At 75.2% G+C, this 15,220-nt stretch carries 14 protein-coding genes; 2 read left to right on the forward strand and 12 right to left on the reverse strand.

All coding sequences use genetic code 11. The features are described 5' to 3' along the window. Positions 1–103 precede the first annotated feature (103 nt). Both HNR61_RS39540 and HNR61_RS39545 read right to left on the reverse strand, forming a co-directional pair. Positions 104–508 (reverse strand): VOC family protein, encoded by a 405-nt coding sequence (locus HNR61_RS39540; protein WP_067815383.1) that lies wholly within the window; start codon positions 506–508, stop codon positions 104–106. Positions 509–756: 248 nt separating this feature from the next. Then, a complete protein-coding gene (locus HNR61_RS39545; RefSeq protein ID WP_182848272.1) occupies positions 757–1,524 on the reverse strand; it encodes a phytanoyl-CoA dioxygenase family protein in 768 nt (255 codons plus the stop codon). Between the two features lie 136 nt (positions 1,525–1,660). Here HNR61_RS39545 and HNR61_RS39550 point away from each other — a divergent pair, with 136 nt between their 5' ends. Both HNR61_RS39550 and HNR61_RS39555 read left to right on the forward strand, forming a co-directional pair. Next, the gene (locus HNR61_RS39550) at positions 1,661–4,417 is read left to right on the forward strand and encodes a helix-turn-helix transcriptional regulator (protein ID WP_182848273.1); all 2,757 of its coding nucleotides are present in this window, start codon (positions 1,661–1,663) and stop codon (positions 4,415–4,417) included. Between the two features lie 257 nt (positions 4,418–4,674). Continuing rightward, positions 4,675–5,439 carry an SGNH/GDSL hydrolase family protein gene (locus HNR61_RS39555; RefSeq protein ID WP_182848274.1) on the forward strand — a complete coding sequence of 255 codons (765 nt, stop codon included), beginning with the start codon at positions 4,675–4,677 and terminating at the stop codon, positions 5,437–5,439. A 62-nt stretch (positions 5,440–5,501) separates the two neighbouring features. Here HNR61_RS39555 and kynU read toward each other — a convergent pair whose 3' ends face one another. The 10 genes from kynU to HNR61_RS39605 form a co-directional block, all read right to left on the reverse strand. Continuing rightward, positions 5,502–6,761, reverse strand: coding sequence for a kynureninase (gene kynU, locus HNR61_RS39560; protein ID WP_182848275.1), 1,260 nt, complete (start codon positions 6,759–6,761; stop codon positions 5,502–5,504). After that, positions 6,758–7,777: a 4-hydroxy-2-oxovalerate aldolase gene (gene dmpG, locus HNR61_RS39565; RefSeq protein WP_182848276.1), complete on the reverse strand. Its 1,020-nt coding sequence runs from the start codon at positions 7,775–7,777 to the stop codon at positions 6,758–6,760. The genes kynU and dmpG overlap by 4 nt, the downstream gene beginning before the upstream one ends. Beyond that, positions 7,774–8,688 carry an acetaldehyde dehydrogenase (acetylating) gene (locus HNR61_RS39570; protein WP_182848277.1) on the reverse strand — a complete coding sequence of 305 codons (915 nt, stop codon included), beginning with the start codon at positions 8,686–8,688 and terminating at the stop codon, positions 7,774–7,776. Before HNR61_RS39570 ends, dmpG begins: the two co-directional genes overlap by 4 nt. Continuing rightward, on the reverse strand, positions 8,658–9,986 hold the full coding sequence (locus HNR61_RS39575) for a carboxylesterase family protein (RefSeq protein ID WP_182848278.1): 1,329 nt from the start codon (positions 9,984–9,986) through the stop codon (positions 8,658–8,660). Before HNR61_RS39575 ends, HNR61_RS39570 begins: the two co-directional genes overlap by 31 nt. Continuing rightward, positions 9,983–11,011: an amidohydrolase family protein gene (locus tag HNR61_RS39580; protein WP_067829893.1), complete on the reverse strand. Its 1,029-nt coding sequence runs from the start codon at positions 11,009–11,011 to the stop codon at positions 9,983–9,985. Before HNR61_RS39580 ends, HNR61_RS39575 begins: the two co-directional genes overlap by 4 nt. Positions 11,012–11,111: 100 nt before the next feature. Beyond that, positions 11,112–11,684 carry a 3-hydroxyanthranilate 3,4-dioxygenase gene (locus tag HNR61_RS39585; protein ID WP_182848279.1) on the reverse strand — a complete coding sequence of 191 codons (573 nt, stop codon included), beginning with the start codon at positions 11,682–11,684 and terminating at the stop codon, positions 11,112–11,114. Next, positions 11,681–12,124 (reverse strand): RidA family protein, encoded by a 444-nt coding sequence (locus HNR61_RS39590; RefSeq protein ID WP_182848280.1) that lies wholly within the window; start codon positions 12,122–12,124, stop codon positions 11,681–11,683. The genes HNR61_RS39585 and HNR61_RS39590 overlap by 4 nt, the downstream gene beginning before the upstream one ends. Then, the gene (locus tag HNR61_RS39595) at positions 12,121–12,873 is read right to left on the reverse strand and encodes a 2-keto-4-pentenoate hydratase (RefSeq protein ID WP_182848281.1); all 753 of its coding nucleotides are present in this window, start codon (positions 12,871–12,873) and stop codon (positions 12,121–12,123) included. Before HNR61_RS39595 ends, HNR61_RS39590 begins: the two co-directional genes overlap by 4 nt. After that, a complete protein-coding gene (locus tag HNR61_RS39600) occupies positions 12,870–13,667 on the reverse strand; it encodes a 2-keto-4-pentenoate hydratase (protein WP_182848282.1) in 798 nt (265 codons plus the stop codon). The genes HNR61_RS39595 and HNR61_RS39600 overlap by 4 nt, the downstream gene beginning before the upstream one ends. Before the next feature lie 10 nt (positions 13,668–13,677). Continuing rightward, positions 13,678–15,126 (reverse strand): 2-hydroxymuconic semialdehyde dehydrogenase, encoded by a 1,449-nt coding sequence (locus HNR61_RS39605; protein ID WP_182848283.1) that lies wholly within the window; start codon positions 15,124–15,126, stop codon positions 13,678–13,680. Between the last annotated feature and the right edge of the window lie 94 nt (positions 15,127–15,220).

The raw sequence follows: 15,220 nt of genomic DNA on the forward strand, positions 1-15,220 counted from the left end.
GCCCGATCATGAGCGGGCATGTGCGTTCGGTTCGAGTCCCCCACCGGCACCACCCGCTTCCGCCGGGTGGAACCAGGTCCCGCATCGGGGGGACAACGGACGGTCAGGCGAAGTCGGCCGCTGTCATACCGGCGGGGTGACCGGGTGGCCACTGCACGAGCTCGATCCGGTAGCCGTCGGGGTCGGTCAGCCACGACGTTCGCATGCCCGGTCCCAGGTCCGCCGGGGGCTCGGCCGTGACGCCCCCGGCCGCGAGGTCGGCGACCGTGGCGTCGAGGTCGTCGACCTGGACGACCAGGTGGTTGACGGCGCCGGTGTCCTTGACCGGACGCGCCGGGTCGTGGACGAGTTCGAGGCTGACGAACGGGTCGTCGGGCAGCTTGAGCATGGTCAGACTGCCGAACTCCGTCTCGGGGACACTGCCGAGAACGGCGTATCCGAGCGCGGTGTAGAAGGCGAGCGAGCGTTCCAGGTCGGTGACCCGCAGCCCGAGATGCAGCATGCGCATGCCCGGCAAGCTAGCGTCCCCGCACAACGGCGTCACCATCCGCCACTGTCGCGCGGAGCCGGTGGACAGCGCGTTATGGGCGGGTGCCGACCTCGAACGTGTCCACGGGGCCGCGACCTTCCTGTGGTCGGTCTTCACCATGATCCGGGGGCCGTGGGCTTCTTCGCCGGAGCCGCCGTCGTTCCCCAGCGTCTCCGCATCGTCGCCGCCTGGTCCCCCACCAGGGAACGCGCGGAAGGCAGGTGTCATCACGCCGGGGCGGAGCCGAGCCCGCGGACGATCGCCCGGGCGACGGGTGAGGGGTCGCCGCCGTCCAGGGCGAAGCCTTCGGGAACGGCGACGCCCGGCTGGGACATCATCCGCGGTGTCGTCCCGGTGTGCGGCCAGGTCGCGGTGTGGACCATGAACGGGTGCAGCAGGTACACGTCACCGGCCCGGCCGGTGACGTGGGCGACCGGCCGGTGCAGCACGGAAGGCCGCAGCCGCCGGGCCGCGGCGCCGCCGCTCATCCCGGCCGGGCCGGCGGCGGCCAGGATCGGGGGGATGTACAGGTGGGAGCCGGCGACGAGCCGCGTGGGCGCGTCGCCGGGGCCGATGTCGGAGAACAGGAAGAAGGCGGTCAGGCCGCGCCCGGTGGAACGCACGTCGGTCCAGTAGTCCTCGCCGCCCCACCGGTTGCCCTCGATGTGCCAGCCGGTGTCGCCCGGCCAGTCCGGGGAGGGGAACCGCACCGGCATCCCGCCGTGCGCGGGGATCGGAGCCTCCCGGCGGCCGGGGCCGATCAGCGTGTCGACGGCGTCGAGGAGGGCCGCGCCGCCCGCCGCGGCGGCGAACGGACCTCCCGGCGGGCACTCGGCCTCGACCTTGGGGCTCCGCCACGTGCCGCGGTCCGCCCGGTCGATCCCGTGGGACTCCAGCGCCGACCAGATCACCTCGCGGCACGCCGCGGCGGTGTCGGCGTCGAACGCCCGGCGGATCACCGCGTAGCCGTCGCGCACGAAGCCCTCAACGTCCATCCGACCAGCATCCCGGACGTCCTCGCCACGTCAACCGGATATCGGGGCGGAACAGGAGGGCGCCCGCCTCGGCGGGTCCGTGTCCGCGGAAGTCCCCGAACGTTATTCCAGGCGACGTTCGGCCCGAGGAGGTCCCATGAGGCCCCGCACGGAACACGCGCTCATCGGCCGGAGCGGCGAGTGCCGCCGGCTCGCCGAACTGGTCGGGCAGGCACGCGGCGGGGAGGGCGGCGCGCTGGTCCTGACCGGCGAACCCGGGATCGGCAAGAGCGAGCTGCTGGAGCACGCCGTGCGGCTGGCCGGGGGTTTCCGCGTGATCCGCGCCGGTGGGGTCCCCTCGGAGGAGGATCTGACCTACGGGGCGGTGCACCGGCTGGTGCGGCCGCTGGCCGAGGGGGTCCCCCACCTGCCCCCGGCGGCCCGCCAGGCCCTGGAACGGGTGCTGGGGCGGCGCACCCCGCCGCCCCGGGAACGGCTGCGGGTCGCCGTCGCGACGCTCGGGCTGCTGACGCGGGCCGCCGCCCGGCGTCCCCTGCTGGTCCTGCTGGACGACCTGCGGTGGATCGACGCCGAGTCCCGGCGGGTCCTCGGGTTCGTCGCCCGCCGCGTCGGCGCGGAACGGGCGCTGGTCCTGGCCGCCACCGACGGCGACCCCGCCGCGCTGATGCCGGGCGTGCCGGTGCTGCCGCTGCGCGGCCTGGACGAGGGCGACTGCCTGCGGCTGATCGCCGAACGCTGCCCGACGCCGGTGGCGCCGGGCACGCGCGAGGTGCTGGCGCACGCCGCCGACGGCAACCCGCTGGCGCTGCTGGAGCTGCTGCGCACGCTGAGCCCCGCGCAGCTCGGGCAGCCCGCCCTGCTGCCCGATCCGCTGCCGCTCGGTCCCCGGCTCACCGCCGCGCGCCTGGACCGGTTCCGCCGCCTGCCCGCCGGGTGCCGCCGCCTGCTGGTGCTGCTGGCGGCCGAACCCCGGCTGGAACCGCTCGCGCTGGTCCACGTCACGCGCCGGGCCGGGCTCGACCCGGTGGCGCTGGCGCCCGCCGCCGACGCCGGGCTGGTGACGCTGTCGGCCACCGCCGTGCGCTTCCGGCGCCCCGACCTCGGCCGGGTGATCTACCAGACGGCCGACCTGGCCGAACGGCACTGGGCGCACCAGGCGCTGGCGCGGGCGTTCGCCGAGACCGGCGACGAGCGGCGGACCTGGCACGAGGCGGCGCTGGCGCCCGGCGCCGACGACGGGCTCGCCGACGAGCTGGAACGCCAGGGCACCGCGGCCCGCCGGCGGGGCGAGCAGGCGCGGGCCGCCGCGCTGCTGGAGCGTTCGGCGTGGCTGGGCCGGGACGGGGAGCGCCGCGCGCGCCGGTTGCTGGGCGCCGCCGACTGCGACCTGCGGGCGGGCCGCCCGCGGCGCGCCGCGCGGCTCCTGGACCGCGCGACGCCCCTGGCCGGCCCGGACCTGCTCGGCCGTCTCCAGTACCTCCAGGGCGTCATCGCGCTCCGCCAGGCCGCCGCCCCCGACGCCTTCGACGCGCTGCTGTCGGCCGCCGGGCACCTCGCCGGGCACGACCGGCCGCTCGCGGTCAAGGCCCTGGTCGCGGCCGGGGAGGCCGGGCTGTACGCGGGCGACGCCGCGCTGCCGGTGCGGGCGGGACGGCGGCTGCGGGCGCTGCTCGGCGACGCCCCCGGGCCCGACCGCGCGGAGATCGGGTTCGCCGCCGACTTCCTGCTGGGCGTGGCCGGTTCGTTCGAGGGGCGCCTCGCCGAGGCGGTGCCGCGGCTGCGCCGGCTGCTCGACACGGCGGACCGGATCACCGACCCGCAGCTGCTCACCTGGGGCGCCTACGGGGCGCTGTTCGCCGCCGACGACGCGCGCGCCCGCGCGCTGGCGTCCCGGGCGGTGGCGCTGGCGCGCGCGGCGGGCGACACCGCCGCGATGGCGCACGCCATGCAGTACCAGGCGTATCCGGAGTGCTGGCTGGGCGGGCCCGCCGCCGCGACGCGCACCGCCGTGGAGGGGCTGCGGCTCGCCCGCGAGACCGGGCAGCTCAACTGCGCCCGCACCCTGATGGGAACGCTGATGCTGGCCGCGGGCCTGACCGGCGACGCCCGCGCCTGCGGCCGGTACGCCGACCGCGTGGTGGACGAGGCGTCCGAGCACGGCCTGGGCCTGGCGTCGTCGCTGGGGCTGTGGGGGCTGGCGCTGCTGAGCCTGGCCGAGGGCGACTGGGCGCGGGCCGCCGAGCGGCTCGGCCAGGTCACCCGCCCGGACGGAGGGCATCCCGGCGTCGCGGTGGAGGCCGTGCCGACCTATGTCGAGGCCGCGGTGCGGGCCGGGCGGCGCGAGCGCGCCGAGCGCGCCGCGGCGGCGTTCGACCGGTGGGCCGGTCAGATCGGCCGGGGCTGGCCCGCCGCGCTGGCGGCGCGCTGCCGGGCCCTGCTGGACACCGGCGACCCCGACCGGCACTACCGGGAGGCCCTGCGGCTGCACCGCTCCGGCGGCCGGGAGCTGGAACGGGCCCGGACCGCGCTGCTGTACGGGGAGCACCTCAACCGGGAGCGCCGGCGCGGGGAGGCCCGCGTCCAGCTGCGGGACGCGGCGGAGGTGTTCCGGCGGCACCGGGCCGGGCCCTGGCTGGAACGCGCGCGGGCCGAGCTGCGCGCGGGCGGCGACGGCGGACCCGACCCGGCCGCCACCGACGCCGTGCTGACGTCCCGCCAGCGCCAGATCGCGCGGCTGGTGGCGGAGGGCGCGACCAACAAGGAGGTGGCGGCCCGGCTGTCGCTGAGCCCGCGCACGGTGGACCACCATCTGCGGCACGTCTTCGAGCGGCTCGGCATCACCTCGCGCACCGACCTGGTCCGCCGCTTCGCGACCGGGAACGACACCCGCTGAGAACGGGTCTCTGATGCGCACCGGGGCGGCGGAGGCACCGTCGGCATCCCACCCCCCGCCACCGCCCGATCGGTGGGGGCATCGGTGACATCGCCGGGTCCGGAGCGCCGGGTCGAACGGCCCGCCGGCGCCCGTCGCGCCGAAACCACTGCCAGGCACGCGTCCCGCACGGCGCTCCCGCGATTCGGACCGCCGAGGCGTATCGGGGTGCCACGGTCCCGGCTTTACTGGCGCGTCCCGCCCCCCAAGGAGGCCTCATGCGCCTGTCCCCCGCCCTCCCCGTCGCCATCGCGGCGCTCGCCGCCGCCCTGCTGCCCGCTCCGGCCGCCGCCGCGCAGGTCCGCGAGTACGTCGCCATGGGCGACTCCTACTCGTCGGGCACCGGCGCCGGCGACTACACCGACATCGCGTGCACCCGCAGCCGCAACGCCTATCCGGCGCGGTGGGCCGCGGCCAACGCCCCGGGCGCCTTCAGGTTCGTCGCCTGCGGGGGCGCGCGGATCCCCGACGTCCAGAACGCCCAGCTCCCGGCCCTGACCTCCACCACCGAACTGGTCAGCATCAGCATCGGCGGCAACGACTCCGGCTTCGCCAGCACCATGATCAGTTGCCGGTACTTCTCGACCACCGCCTGCCAGAACGCGCTGCGCAACGCGGCCGTCTTCGTCCGCACCGAGCTGCCCGGACGCCTCGACGGGCTCTACACCGCGATCAGGACCCGCGCGCCCCGCGCCCGGGTCGTCGTGCTCGGCTACCCCTACCTGTACCGGGAGGGCGGCGTCTGCGCCGGCATGAACGCCACCAAGCGGGAGCTGATCAACGACGGGTCCGACCAGCTCAACGCCGTCATCGCCGACCGCGCCCGCGCCGCCGGCTTCGCGTTCGCCGACGCCCGCCCGGCGTTCGCCGGACACGAGATCTGCACCGCCGACGAGTGGATCGACGGCGGCAACGTCCACCCCACGGCGGAGGGCCACGCCAAGGGCTACCTGCCGGCCTTCGCCGCCGCGACCGGCGGCTGATCACCGAACGCGACGGCGGCGCTCCCCGGGACCGGGGGGGCGCCGCCGTCGCGTGGCGCGGGTCAGGCCGTCACGGCGGCCAGGGCCTCGGCGGCCCGGTGGCAGTCGTGGAAGGTGCAGTACAGCGGGACCGGCGCGAAGCGGATCACGTCGGGTTCGCGGGCGTCGGCGATCACGCCGTGCTCCCTGGCCAGCCGGGTCACGGTCGCGCGGGCGTCGGCGACGCGCACCGAGAGCTGGGTGCCGCGCGCGGCCGGGTCCGGCGGCGTGAGCACCTCGATCGTGCCGATCTCCGCGAACCGGTCGGCCAGGTAGCCGGTCAGCCGCAGGCTCTTGGCGCGCAGCGCGTCCATGCCGACCCGGTCGAAGATCTCCAGCGAGACCAGCACCGGGGCCAGCGACAGGATCGGCGGGTTCGACAGCGCCCAGGCGTCGGCGGACGCGGGATGGGCGATCTCGGGGTCCATGCGGAAGCGGACCGCCGGGTCGGTGCCCCACCAGCCCGACAGCCGGGGGATCTCCGGGTTCCCGACGTGGCGTTCGTGGACGAAGCAGCCCGCGACCGCGCCGGGGCCGCTGTTGAGGTACTTGTAGGTGCACCAGGCCGCGAAGTCCACGTCCCAGTCGTGCAGGCGCAGCGGGACGTTCCCGGCCGCGTGCGCCAGGTCCCAGCCGACCACCGCCCCGGCGGCGTGGCCCGCCTTGGTGAGGGTCTCCATGTCCATGAGCTGGCCGGTCAGGTAGTTGACGCCGCCGAGCATCAGCAGCGCCACCGTGTCGCCCTCGCGTTCCAGGAACGCCACGACGTCCTCGGTGCGCAGGTTCTCCTCTCCGTCGCGGGGGCGCAGCCGCACGACCGCCGCCGCCGGGTCCAGGCCGTGGTGGACGGCCTGGCTCGCGACGGCGTAGGAGTCGGAGGGGAACGCCGTGTCCTCGATGACGATGCGGGTCCGCGCGCCGGAGGGCCGGTAGAAGCTGGCCATCATCAGGTGCAGGTTGACCGTGAGGGTGTTCATCGCCACGACCTCGTGCGGCAGCGCGCCGACCAGGCGGGCGGCGGGCTCGCGCAGCAGCTCGTGGTAGCTCACCCAGGGGCGGCGGGCGTCGGTGTGGCCCTCCACCCCGTACTCGGCCCAGTCCTGGAGCTCCTCGGCGACGCGGGCCGCGGTGGCGCGCGGCTGGAGGCCCAGGGAGTTGCCCGCGAAGTAGGCGCACTCCTCGTGGTCGCCGCCGGGGGCCGACGGGATCAGGAACTCCTCGCGCAGCGTCGGCAGCGGGTCGTTCGCGTCGAGGCTCCGGGCCTCCCGCTCTCTGGTGCTCATCGCTCGTTCTTTCCTTCGACCAGGTCCAGCGCGATGTCCACGATCATGTCCTCCTGGCCGCCGACCATGCCGCGGCGGCCGACCTCGACGAGGATGTCCCGGGTGTCCAGGCCGTAGCGCCGGGCGGCGTCCTCGGCGTGCCGCAGGAAGCTGGAGTACACGCCCGCGTAGCCGAGGGTCAGGGTCTCCCGGTCCACCTGGACGGGCCGGTCCTGGAGCGGGCGCACGATGTCGTCGGCCGCGTCCATCAGGCCGAACACGTCGCAGCGGTGCTTCCAGCCCATCAGGTCGGCGACCGCGACGAACGCCTCCAGCGGGCAGTTGCCCGCGCCCGCGCCCATCCCGGCCAGGGAGGCGTCCACGCGGCGCACGCCGTTCTCGACGGCGACGACGGAGTTGGCGACGCCCAGGCCGAGGTTGTGGTGGGCGTGGATCCCGATCTCGGTCGCGTCGTCCAGCACGTCGCGGTAGGCGCGCACGCGGTCGCGGACGCCGTCCATCGTCAGCCGCCCGCCGGAGTCGGTGACGTACACGCAGTGCGCGCCGTAGGACTCCATCAGCCTGGCCTGCCCCGCGAGGGTCTCCGGGTCGGCCATGTGCGACATCATCAGGAACCCGGCGACGTCCATGCCCAGCTCGCGGGCGGTGGCGATGTGCTGGGCGGAGATGTCGGCCTCGGTGCAGTGGGTGGCCACGCGCACCGAGCGCACGCCCAGCTCGTAGGCGCGCCTCAGCTCGGCGATGGTGCCGATGCCGGGCAGCAGCAGCGTGGTGAGGACGGCGTTCTCCATCACCTCGGCGGCGGCGGCGATCCACTCCTCGTCCAGGTGCGCGCCGGGCCCGTAGTTGACGCTGGACCCGGCGAGGCCGTCGCCGTGGGCGACCTCGATCGCGTCGACCCCGGCGGCGTCGAGCGCCCGGGCGATCTCGCGGACCTGGTCGACGGTGTAGCGGTGCCGGATGGCGTGCATCCCGTCCCGCAGGGTCACGTCCTGCACGTACAGCTCGTGCGTCATCGCAGGGCCAGCCTTTCTGCCACGCGGAGGGCGGCCGAGGTCATGATGTCGAGGTTCCCGGCGTAGGCGGGCAGGTAGTGGGCCGCGCCCTCGACCTCCAGGAAGACCGAGACCAGGTTCCCGCCGCCCCCGGCCAGCCCGGCGAGCGGGTCGTCGTCGGCGACGGGGCGGATCTGCACCCGCTGCTTGAGCCGGTAGCCCGGGACGTAGGCGGCGACCTCGGCGACCATCTTCTCCACCGAGGCGCGCACCTGGTCGTGGTCGCAGTCGCCGACCACGCAGTACACGGTGTCCCGCATGATCAGCGGGGGCTCCGCCGGGTTCAGGACGATGATCGCCTTGCCCCGGGCGGCCCCGCCGACCTCCTCCAGCGCCCGGGAGGTGGTCTCGGTGAACTCGTCGATGTTGGCGCGGGTGCCGGGCCCGGCCGACTTAGAGGCGATCGAGGCGACGATCTCGGCGTAGCGGACCGGGGTCACCCGGGACACGGCCGCGACGATCGGCACGGTGGCCTGTCCGCCGCAGGTGACCATGTTGACGTTGGGGGCGTCCAGGTGCTCGTCGAGGTTGACCGGCGGCACCACGTACGGGCCGATCGCCGCCGGGGTCAGGTCCACGACCCGCTTGCCGTGCGGGGCCAGCACCTTCGCGTTGTGCCGGTGCGCCTGGGCGGAGGTGGCGTCCAGCACCACCGCCACGTCGGCGAACTCCGGCATCCGCACCAGGCCCTCGACGCCCTCGGCGGTCGTGGCGACGCCGAGGCGGCGGGCGCGGGCCAGGCCGTCGGAGTCCGGGTCGATGCCCGCCATGACGGCCATGTCGAGGGACTTCGAGGTCCGGATCACCTTGATCATCAGGTCGGTGCCGATGTTGCCCGATCCTAGGATCGCGACACGCTGCGCGTCCGGCATGGCCGTCCCTCCCTTCGGTCGTGGGTTTCGCTGTGGTGGTCGGTCTGCGCGCGGTGGTCGCCGCCGTGGCAGAACGCGGCGAACGCCGCCGTGGCGCGCCCGGCCAGCGCCACGGCCTCCGGGCCGGTCCCGGTGAGCGGCGCCACGCGCCGGTCGTGCAGGGTCCCGAACCGGAACGGCAGGTCCACCAGGTGCGCCGCGCCCAGCGGGACGCCCCGGCGGGCCAGCGGCGAGCGGTGTTCGAAGAGTTCCCGCAGCACCGGGGAGCCGTGCGTACGGTGCCAGCGGGCCAGCTCGTTGGCGGGCCGGGTGAACACCACCTCGGTGCGCACGTCGGCCCGCGACAGGCTCCCGGGGTCGTCGGCCGCCCACAGCCGCGTCTCCTCGGCGGTGGTGGCGACCAGCAGCGGGACCCGCGCGGCCGTGCCGGAGCGGACGGCGTCCATCGGGTGGCGCGGCAGGATCTCGCCGTCGACGACCGGGGCGACCGGCAGCACGCCCTCGACGGGCGGCAGGGCCGCGACCGCCCTGGCCTCGGCGTCCAGCACCGCGCGCAGCGGGGCCGAGCGGGGCAGCGCGCGGCCGAGGGCGCGGCGGAACGCGGCGGTCCGCACGCGGGCCCCGCGTTCGGTGGCGAACCCGTACGGCAGCGCGCTCAGCAGCGCGGCCCGGTGGAACAGCCCGTGCGCGGCCGGGCTCGCCGTCAGCGCCAGCGCGGCGGTGGCGCCCGTGCCGTGCCCGGCGAGGGTGACGCGGGCGGGGTCGCCGCCGAACGCGGCGATGGTGTCGCGCACCCACTCCAGCGCGGCGATCTGGTCGCGGAGCCCGAGGTTGGCGGGGATCTCGTCGTCGTACCCGAACCCGAGCAGGCCGAGGCGGTGGTCGACGGTGACGACGACCAGGCCGTGGTCGCGGGCCAGGACCTCGCCGCGGTGGATCGGCTGCGCGCCGGACCCGGACACGAACCCGCCGCCGTGCAGGAACACCAGCACCGGGTGCGGGCCGGTGCCGGGGCCGGGCGTCCAGACGTTGAGGGTCAGGCGGTTCTCGCGGGCCGGGCCGGGCGGCGGCCCCAGGCCGGGCACCCACGCCAGGTGGCCGGGGCGTTGCGGGACCGGCGGGCCGAACGCGCGCGTCTCGCGCAGCCCGTTCCACGGCGCCGGCGGCGCGGGCGGGGCGAACCGCCGCGCGACCGAGGCGTAGGGGACGCCCCGGTAGACGGTGACGCCGTTCTCGCGGCCGCCGCGCACCGGGCCCGCGCCGGTCCGCACGACGGCGGACGCGGCGGTGGCGGTCACGCCCCGCCCCCCACCGCGCCGACCGGGGCGGGGGCGGGCGCGAAGAACGCCGCGGCGTTGCCGCCCAGCACCTTCGCCCGGTCGGCGTCGTCCAGCTCGGGGCAGGCGCGCACGACGGCGCCGGGCTCCTTCTCCCCCAGCGGGAACGGGTAGTCGGTGCCCAGCATCACCCGGTCGGCGCCCATGACCTCCACCAGCAGCCGCAGCGCGCGGGGGTCGAACACGGCCGAGTCGACGTGGAAGCGGTCGGTGTACTCCGACGGCGGGCGCGGGGAGTCGGCGCGGACGATGTCGCGGTTGCGCCAGGCGTTGTCGGCGCGGCCCAGCAGGAACGCGAAGCTGCCGCCGCCGTGGCAGAAGCACAGCCGCAGCGACGCGGGGATCCGTTCGAACGCCCCCGACAGCATCAGCCCGAGGATGCCGAGCTGGGTCTCGGCGGGCATCCCCACCAGCCAGGGCAGCATGTGCCCGCGCATCCGCTCGGCCGCCATCATGTCCCACGGGTGGGCCAGGACCGGCAGGCCGATCCGCGCGCAGTGGGCCAGGAACTCCACGATGCCGGGGTCGTCGAGGTTGCGGTCGCCGACGTGGTTGCCGATGTGGACGCCGCGGTGCCCGGCGGCCAGGGCGCGGGTGGCGACCTCGCAGGCGCGCCCGGTGTCCTGCAACGGCACCTGGCACAGCGGCAGCAGCCGGTCGGGGGCGGCGGCGCAGTAGGCGAGGATGCGGTCGTTGACCAGGTCGCACCAGTCGGCGGCGCGGGCGGGGTCGGCGTCGTAGCCGAACATCAGCGGGGTCGAGGACACCGCCTGCACGTCGACGCCGAGGGCGTCCATGTCGGCGACGCGCCGGGCCGGGTCCCACAGCGCCTCGGTGACGGGCCGGTACTCCTCGTCGCCGCTCATCATCATCCCGGTGCCGTCGCCGTTGACGCGCAGCCACGGCTCTCCCGCGTCGGTCAGCACGCGGCCCTCGGCGCGGGTCAGGCGCGGGAAGACGTGGGCGTGGACGTCGATGACAGTCACGGTTCCCTGCTTTCTGCTGGGTGGGTCGCGGGCACGCTCCCGCCCGCCGGTCCCCGGCGGAGGGGTCCGGCGGCGTCGGCGGCGGCCTCGGGAGCTGGGGTCAGGCGCGGGGCGCGGTGGTCGGGACCATGTGGTCGGGCCACTGCCTGCCCGGGTGGGTCGCGCCGCAGTGCGGGCACTCGCGGTCGCTGTCGTAGAACGCCTGGAAGGCCGGCGGCAGGTCGTCCACGATGGAGCGGACCTGGAGCGTGGAGCGGCGCACCAGGTGGTGGCACTCCATGCAGTACCACTCGAACGACTCCAGCTCGCCCTCGGCGCGGGGGATCTCCACGACCAGGCCGATGGAGCCCTCCTCGGGCCGCTGCGGGGAGTGCCGCACGTGCGGGGGCAGCAGGAACACGTCGCCCTCGTTGATCTGGACGTCGACCGGCGGCTTGCCCTCCTCCTCCATCACGCGCAGGACCATGTTGCCCTTGAGCTGGTAGAAGAACTCCTCGCGCGGGTCGTCGTGGAAGTCGGTGCGGCGGTTGGGGCCGCCGACCACCATGACGATGAGCCCGGACTCGTCCCAGACCTGCACGTTGCCGACCGGCGGCTTGAGCAGGTCGCGGTGCTCGTCGATCCACTTGTCGAAGTTGAACGGCTGCCCGTGGGTCAGCTTGGGCAGGGTCATGAGCGGTCCTCCTTGCCTGGGGCGGTGCCCCGGGGGATGTGGGCCACGCAGGAGATCTCGATGAGAAGGTGGGGGTGCGGCAGCTGGTGGACGGCCACGGTGGTGCGCGCGGGGCCCGTCTCGTCGAAGTAGGAGCCGTAGACCTCGTTGTAGCCGCCGAAGTCGTTCATGTTCACCAGGTAGGTGGTGATGTTGACGATGTCGGGCAGGTCGCCGCCGGCGGCCCTCAGCAGGTCGCGGATGTTCTCGATGACGGCGCGGGTCTGCTCGCGGATGTCGAGGTCGGTGACGCCCATGGGGTCGGCGCTCGCCCCGGCGAACGTGCCGTCGGGGCGGCGCGAGCTGGTCCCGGACACGAACACGAGGTCCCCGGCCCGCTTCACGTGCGGGAACCTCCCGCGCGGTCTCGCCTTCCCCTCGACCAGGATCGCGTCACTCATCTCGTGGTCACCTCCACGCTGCCGAGGCCCGCGCAGGTGACGCGGACGTGGGCGTCCTTGGGGAGCGGCACGGCGGCGGTGGCGGCCCCGGCCAGCACGACCGCGCCGGGCCGGAGCGGGACGCCCGCCGCCAGCGCCAGGCGGGCGGCGGCGCGCAGCGACCGGTAGGGGTCGCCGAGGATCGCCGCCGACGAGCCGGTCTGCGCGACCCGGCCGTCGATCTCCATGACGATGCCGAGGTTGGCCAGCTCGCGCGGCGGGTGCCAGGTGCCGAACCCGAACGCGGCGGCCGAGGCGTTGTCGGCGATCACGTCGGGCAGCGTGAAGCTGAAGCCGGTGTAGCGGGAGTCCAGCACCTCGAACCCGACCGCGACCCCGGCGACGGCGGTGGCCGCCTCGGCGGGGTTGTGGATCTCCGCGCCGACCAGGAAGGCGATCTCGGGTTCGACGCGCGGGTGGATGAGCGCGGCGGTGTCCACCACCGACTCCACGAGCATCCCGTCGGTGAGCAGGCCCCAGATGACGTCGTCGACACCCATCTGGACCATCTTGGCGCGGCTGGTGAAGCCCATCTTGACCCCGGCGGGGCGTTCCCCGGCGGCGATCCGCCGCGCGATGCCCTCGCGCTGCACCTCGTAGGCGGTCGGCACGTCGAACGCGACGGTGTCGGTCAGCCTCGGGATGGCCGTGCGGTCGGCGGTGGCCCGCTCCAGGGCGTCGGCCAGGGCCTTGACGTCGGGGGTGCTCACGCTTCCTCCTTGGCGAACGCCACGCGCACGTCGCCGAGCCCGTCGACGCGGGCCTCCAGCACGTCGCCGGGCACGGCGGGGACCATGGGGCCGAGCGCCCCGGTCAGGACGGTGTCGCCCGCGCGCAGGGGGCGGCCGACCCTGACGAGGGTGTCGGCGAGCCACAGCGCGGCGTTGAGGGGGTGGCCGAGGCAGGCCGCGCCGGTGCCGGTGGACAGCTGCTCGCCGCGCCGTTCCACGACCATGCCGCACAGCCGCAGGTCCACGTCGGACAGCCGGGCGGGCCGGTTGCCGAGGACGTACATGCCGCAGGAGGCGTTGTCGGCGACGGTGTCGGCGAGGGTGATGTCCCAGTCGCGGATGCGGCTGCCGACGACCTCGATGGCGGGCAGGACGAACGCGACCGCGCGGATCAGGTCGGCGACGGTGTGGCGCTCGTGGGTCAGGTCGTGCTCCAGCACGAGGGCGACCTCGGCCTCGGCCCTGGCCTGGAGCACGGCCCCGGCGGGGATCTCCGCGCCGTCGGGCACGGCCATGTCGGCGAACAGCATCCCGAAGTCGGGGCTGTCCACGCCGAGCTGCTCCTGCACGGCGGCCGACGTCAGGCCGATCTTGCGGCCGACCAGGCGGCGCCCCTGCGCCAGCCAGTGCCCGGTCAGCCGGTCCTGGACGGCGTAGGCGGCGTCGGTCGAGGTGATCAGGTCGCGGACGGGTTCGCACGGCACGCCGGTGGCGTAGGCGTCCAGGATGCGGTCGGCCGCCTGGTCGATCGGGGAAACGGTGGTCTCGGTCAAGGGTTCGCTCTCAGATCTGGATGCAGACGTTGACGGGCTCGGAGAAGAAGTCCAGGGAGTACTCTCCGCCCTCCCGGCCGATCCCGGAAGCCTTCACCCCGCCGAACGGGGTCCGCAGGTCCCGCAGGTTCCAGCAGTTCACCCACACGATGCCGGTCTCGACGCGGGGCGCGACGCGGTGGGCGCGCGACAGGTCGCGGGTCCACACGGTCGCGGCCAGGCCGTAGGGGCTGTCGTTGGCGAGCCGGACCGCCTCGTCCTCGGTGTCGAACGGCGCGACGTGGCAGACCGGCCCGAACACCTCCTCGCGGACCAGGCGCGCGGTCTCCGGCAGCCCGGTGAGCACGGTGGGCTCGACGTGGAAGCCGTTGTCGCGGTCGTCGCCGAAGGTGGGGACGCCGCCGCCCGCCACGACCGTCGCGCCCTCCTCGACGGCGAGCCGGTAGTACGACAGCACCTTGTCGCGGTGCTGCGCCGAGATCATGGGGCCGTAGCCCTCCAGCGCGCGGGCCCGCTCCCCCAGCGCCGCGACGAACTCCTCGAAGACGGGGCGTTCGACGTAGACGCGCTCGGTGCACAGGCAGATCTGGCCGGAGTGGGTGAAGCAGGAGCGCACGGTGCCGTCGAGGGCGGCGTCGAGGTCGGCGTCGGCGAAGATCAGCGCCGGGTTCTTGCCGCCCAGCTCGAACGAGACCGGGGTGATGTGGTCGGCGGCGTTGCGCATGATGGCCGCGCCGGTGGCCGACTCGCCGGTGAACGCGATGGCGTCCACGCCCGGGTGCCGGGTCAGCCACTCCCCGGCGGCGTCGGTGCCGTGCCCGTGGACCAGGTTGAACACGCCGTCCGGCAGCCCGGCCTGGTCGATGACCGAGGCGAGCAGGGTGGCGGTGGAGGGGGTCTCCTCCGAGGGCTTGGCGACCACGGCGTTCCCGGCGGCCAGCGCGGGGGCGACCTTCCAGGTGAGCAGCAGCAGCGGCAGGTTCCACGGGGAGATGATCGCGACGACGCCGAGCGGGCGGCGCACCGAGTAGTTGAGGGCCTGGCCGGTGCCCGCGCCGGGGGTGGCGCTCCAGCCGGGGACGTCGGTGGTGTAGGCGCGCTCGGGGCGGCCGTACAGCAGGTCGGCGTAGGCGCGGAAGTTGCCGATCGCCCGGGGGATGTCGACGGTGGCGGCCAGCTCGCGGGGCTTGCCGGTGTCGGCGACCTCGGCGTCCACGAACTCGTCGAAGCGGGCCTGGATGCCGTCGGCGATCCGGCGCAGCGCGGCGGCGCGCTCGGTCGCGCCGGTGCGGCCCCAGCCGTCCTCCAGCGCGGCGCGGGCGGCGCGCACCGCCTCGTCGACGATCTGGCGGGTGGCCTCGGGAACGTCACCGACCCGGCGGCCGTCGACCGGATCGACCAGGGCGAAGGCGGCGCCGTCCGTCCGGAAGCCTCCGCCGACGTAGTGCGCGGCCTTCATGCCGTTCCTTCCGTCGCGATGGTGGGGGACACACCAGCGATGATGGCGCGCGACGCTATGCCTGACAAATACCATTCGCCAAGGTTGATATAGC

It is taken from the genome of Actinomadura kijaniata (assembly GCF_014138665.1).
Classification (GTDB): Bacteria; Actinomycetota; Actinomycetes; order Streptosporangiales; family Streptosporangiaceae; genus Spirillospora; species Spirillospora kijaniata.

Bases quoted from the DNA above. Each gene is read 5' to 3' on its own strand.
- HNR61_RS39540 (WP_067815383.1), bottom strand. From the start codon at position 508: ATGCGCATGCTGCATCTCGGGCTGCGGGTCACCGACCTGGAACGCTCG.
- HNR61_RS39545 (WP_182848272.1), bottom strand. From the start codon at position 1,524: ATGGACGTTGAGGGCTTCGTGCGCGACGGCTACGCGGTGATCCGCCGG.
- HNR61_RS39550 (WP_182848273.1), top strand. From the start codon at position 1,661: ATGAGGCCCCGCACGGAACACGCGCTCATCGGCCGGAGCGGCGAGTGC.
- HNR61_RS39555 (WP_182848274.1), top strand. From the start codon at position 4,675: ATGCGCCTGTCCCCCGCCCTCCCCGTCGCCATCGCGGCGCTCGCCGCC.
- kynU (WP_182848275.1), bottom strand. From the start codon at position 6,761: ATGAGCACCAGAGAGCGGGAGGCCCGGAGCCTCGACGCGAACGACCCG.
- dmpG (WP_182848276.1), bottom strand. From the start codon at position 7,777: ATGACGCACGAGCTGTACGTGCAGGACGTGACCCTGCGGGACGGGATG.
- HNR61_RS39570 (WP_182848277.1), bottom strand. From the start codon at position 8,688: ATGCCGGACGCGCAGCGTGTCGCGATCCTAGGATCGGGCAACATCGGC.
- HNR61_RS39585 (WP_182848279.1), bottom strand. From the start codon at position 11,684: ATGACCCTGCCCAAGCTGACCCACGGGCAGCCGTTCAACTTCGACAAG.
- HNR61_RS39590 (WP_182848280.1), bottom strand. From the start codon at position 12,124: ATGAGTGACGCGATCCTGGTCGAGGGGAAGGCGAGACCGCGCGGGAGG.
- HNR61_RS39605 (WP_182848283.1), bottom strand. From the start codon at position 15,126: ATGAAGGCCGCGCACTACGTCGGCGGAGGCTTCCGGACGGACGGCGCC.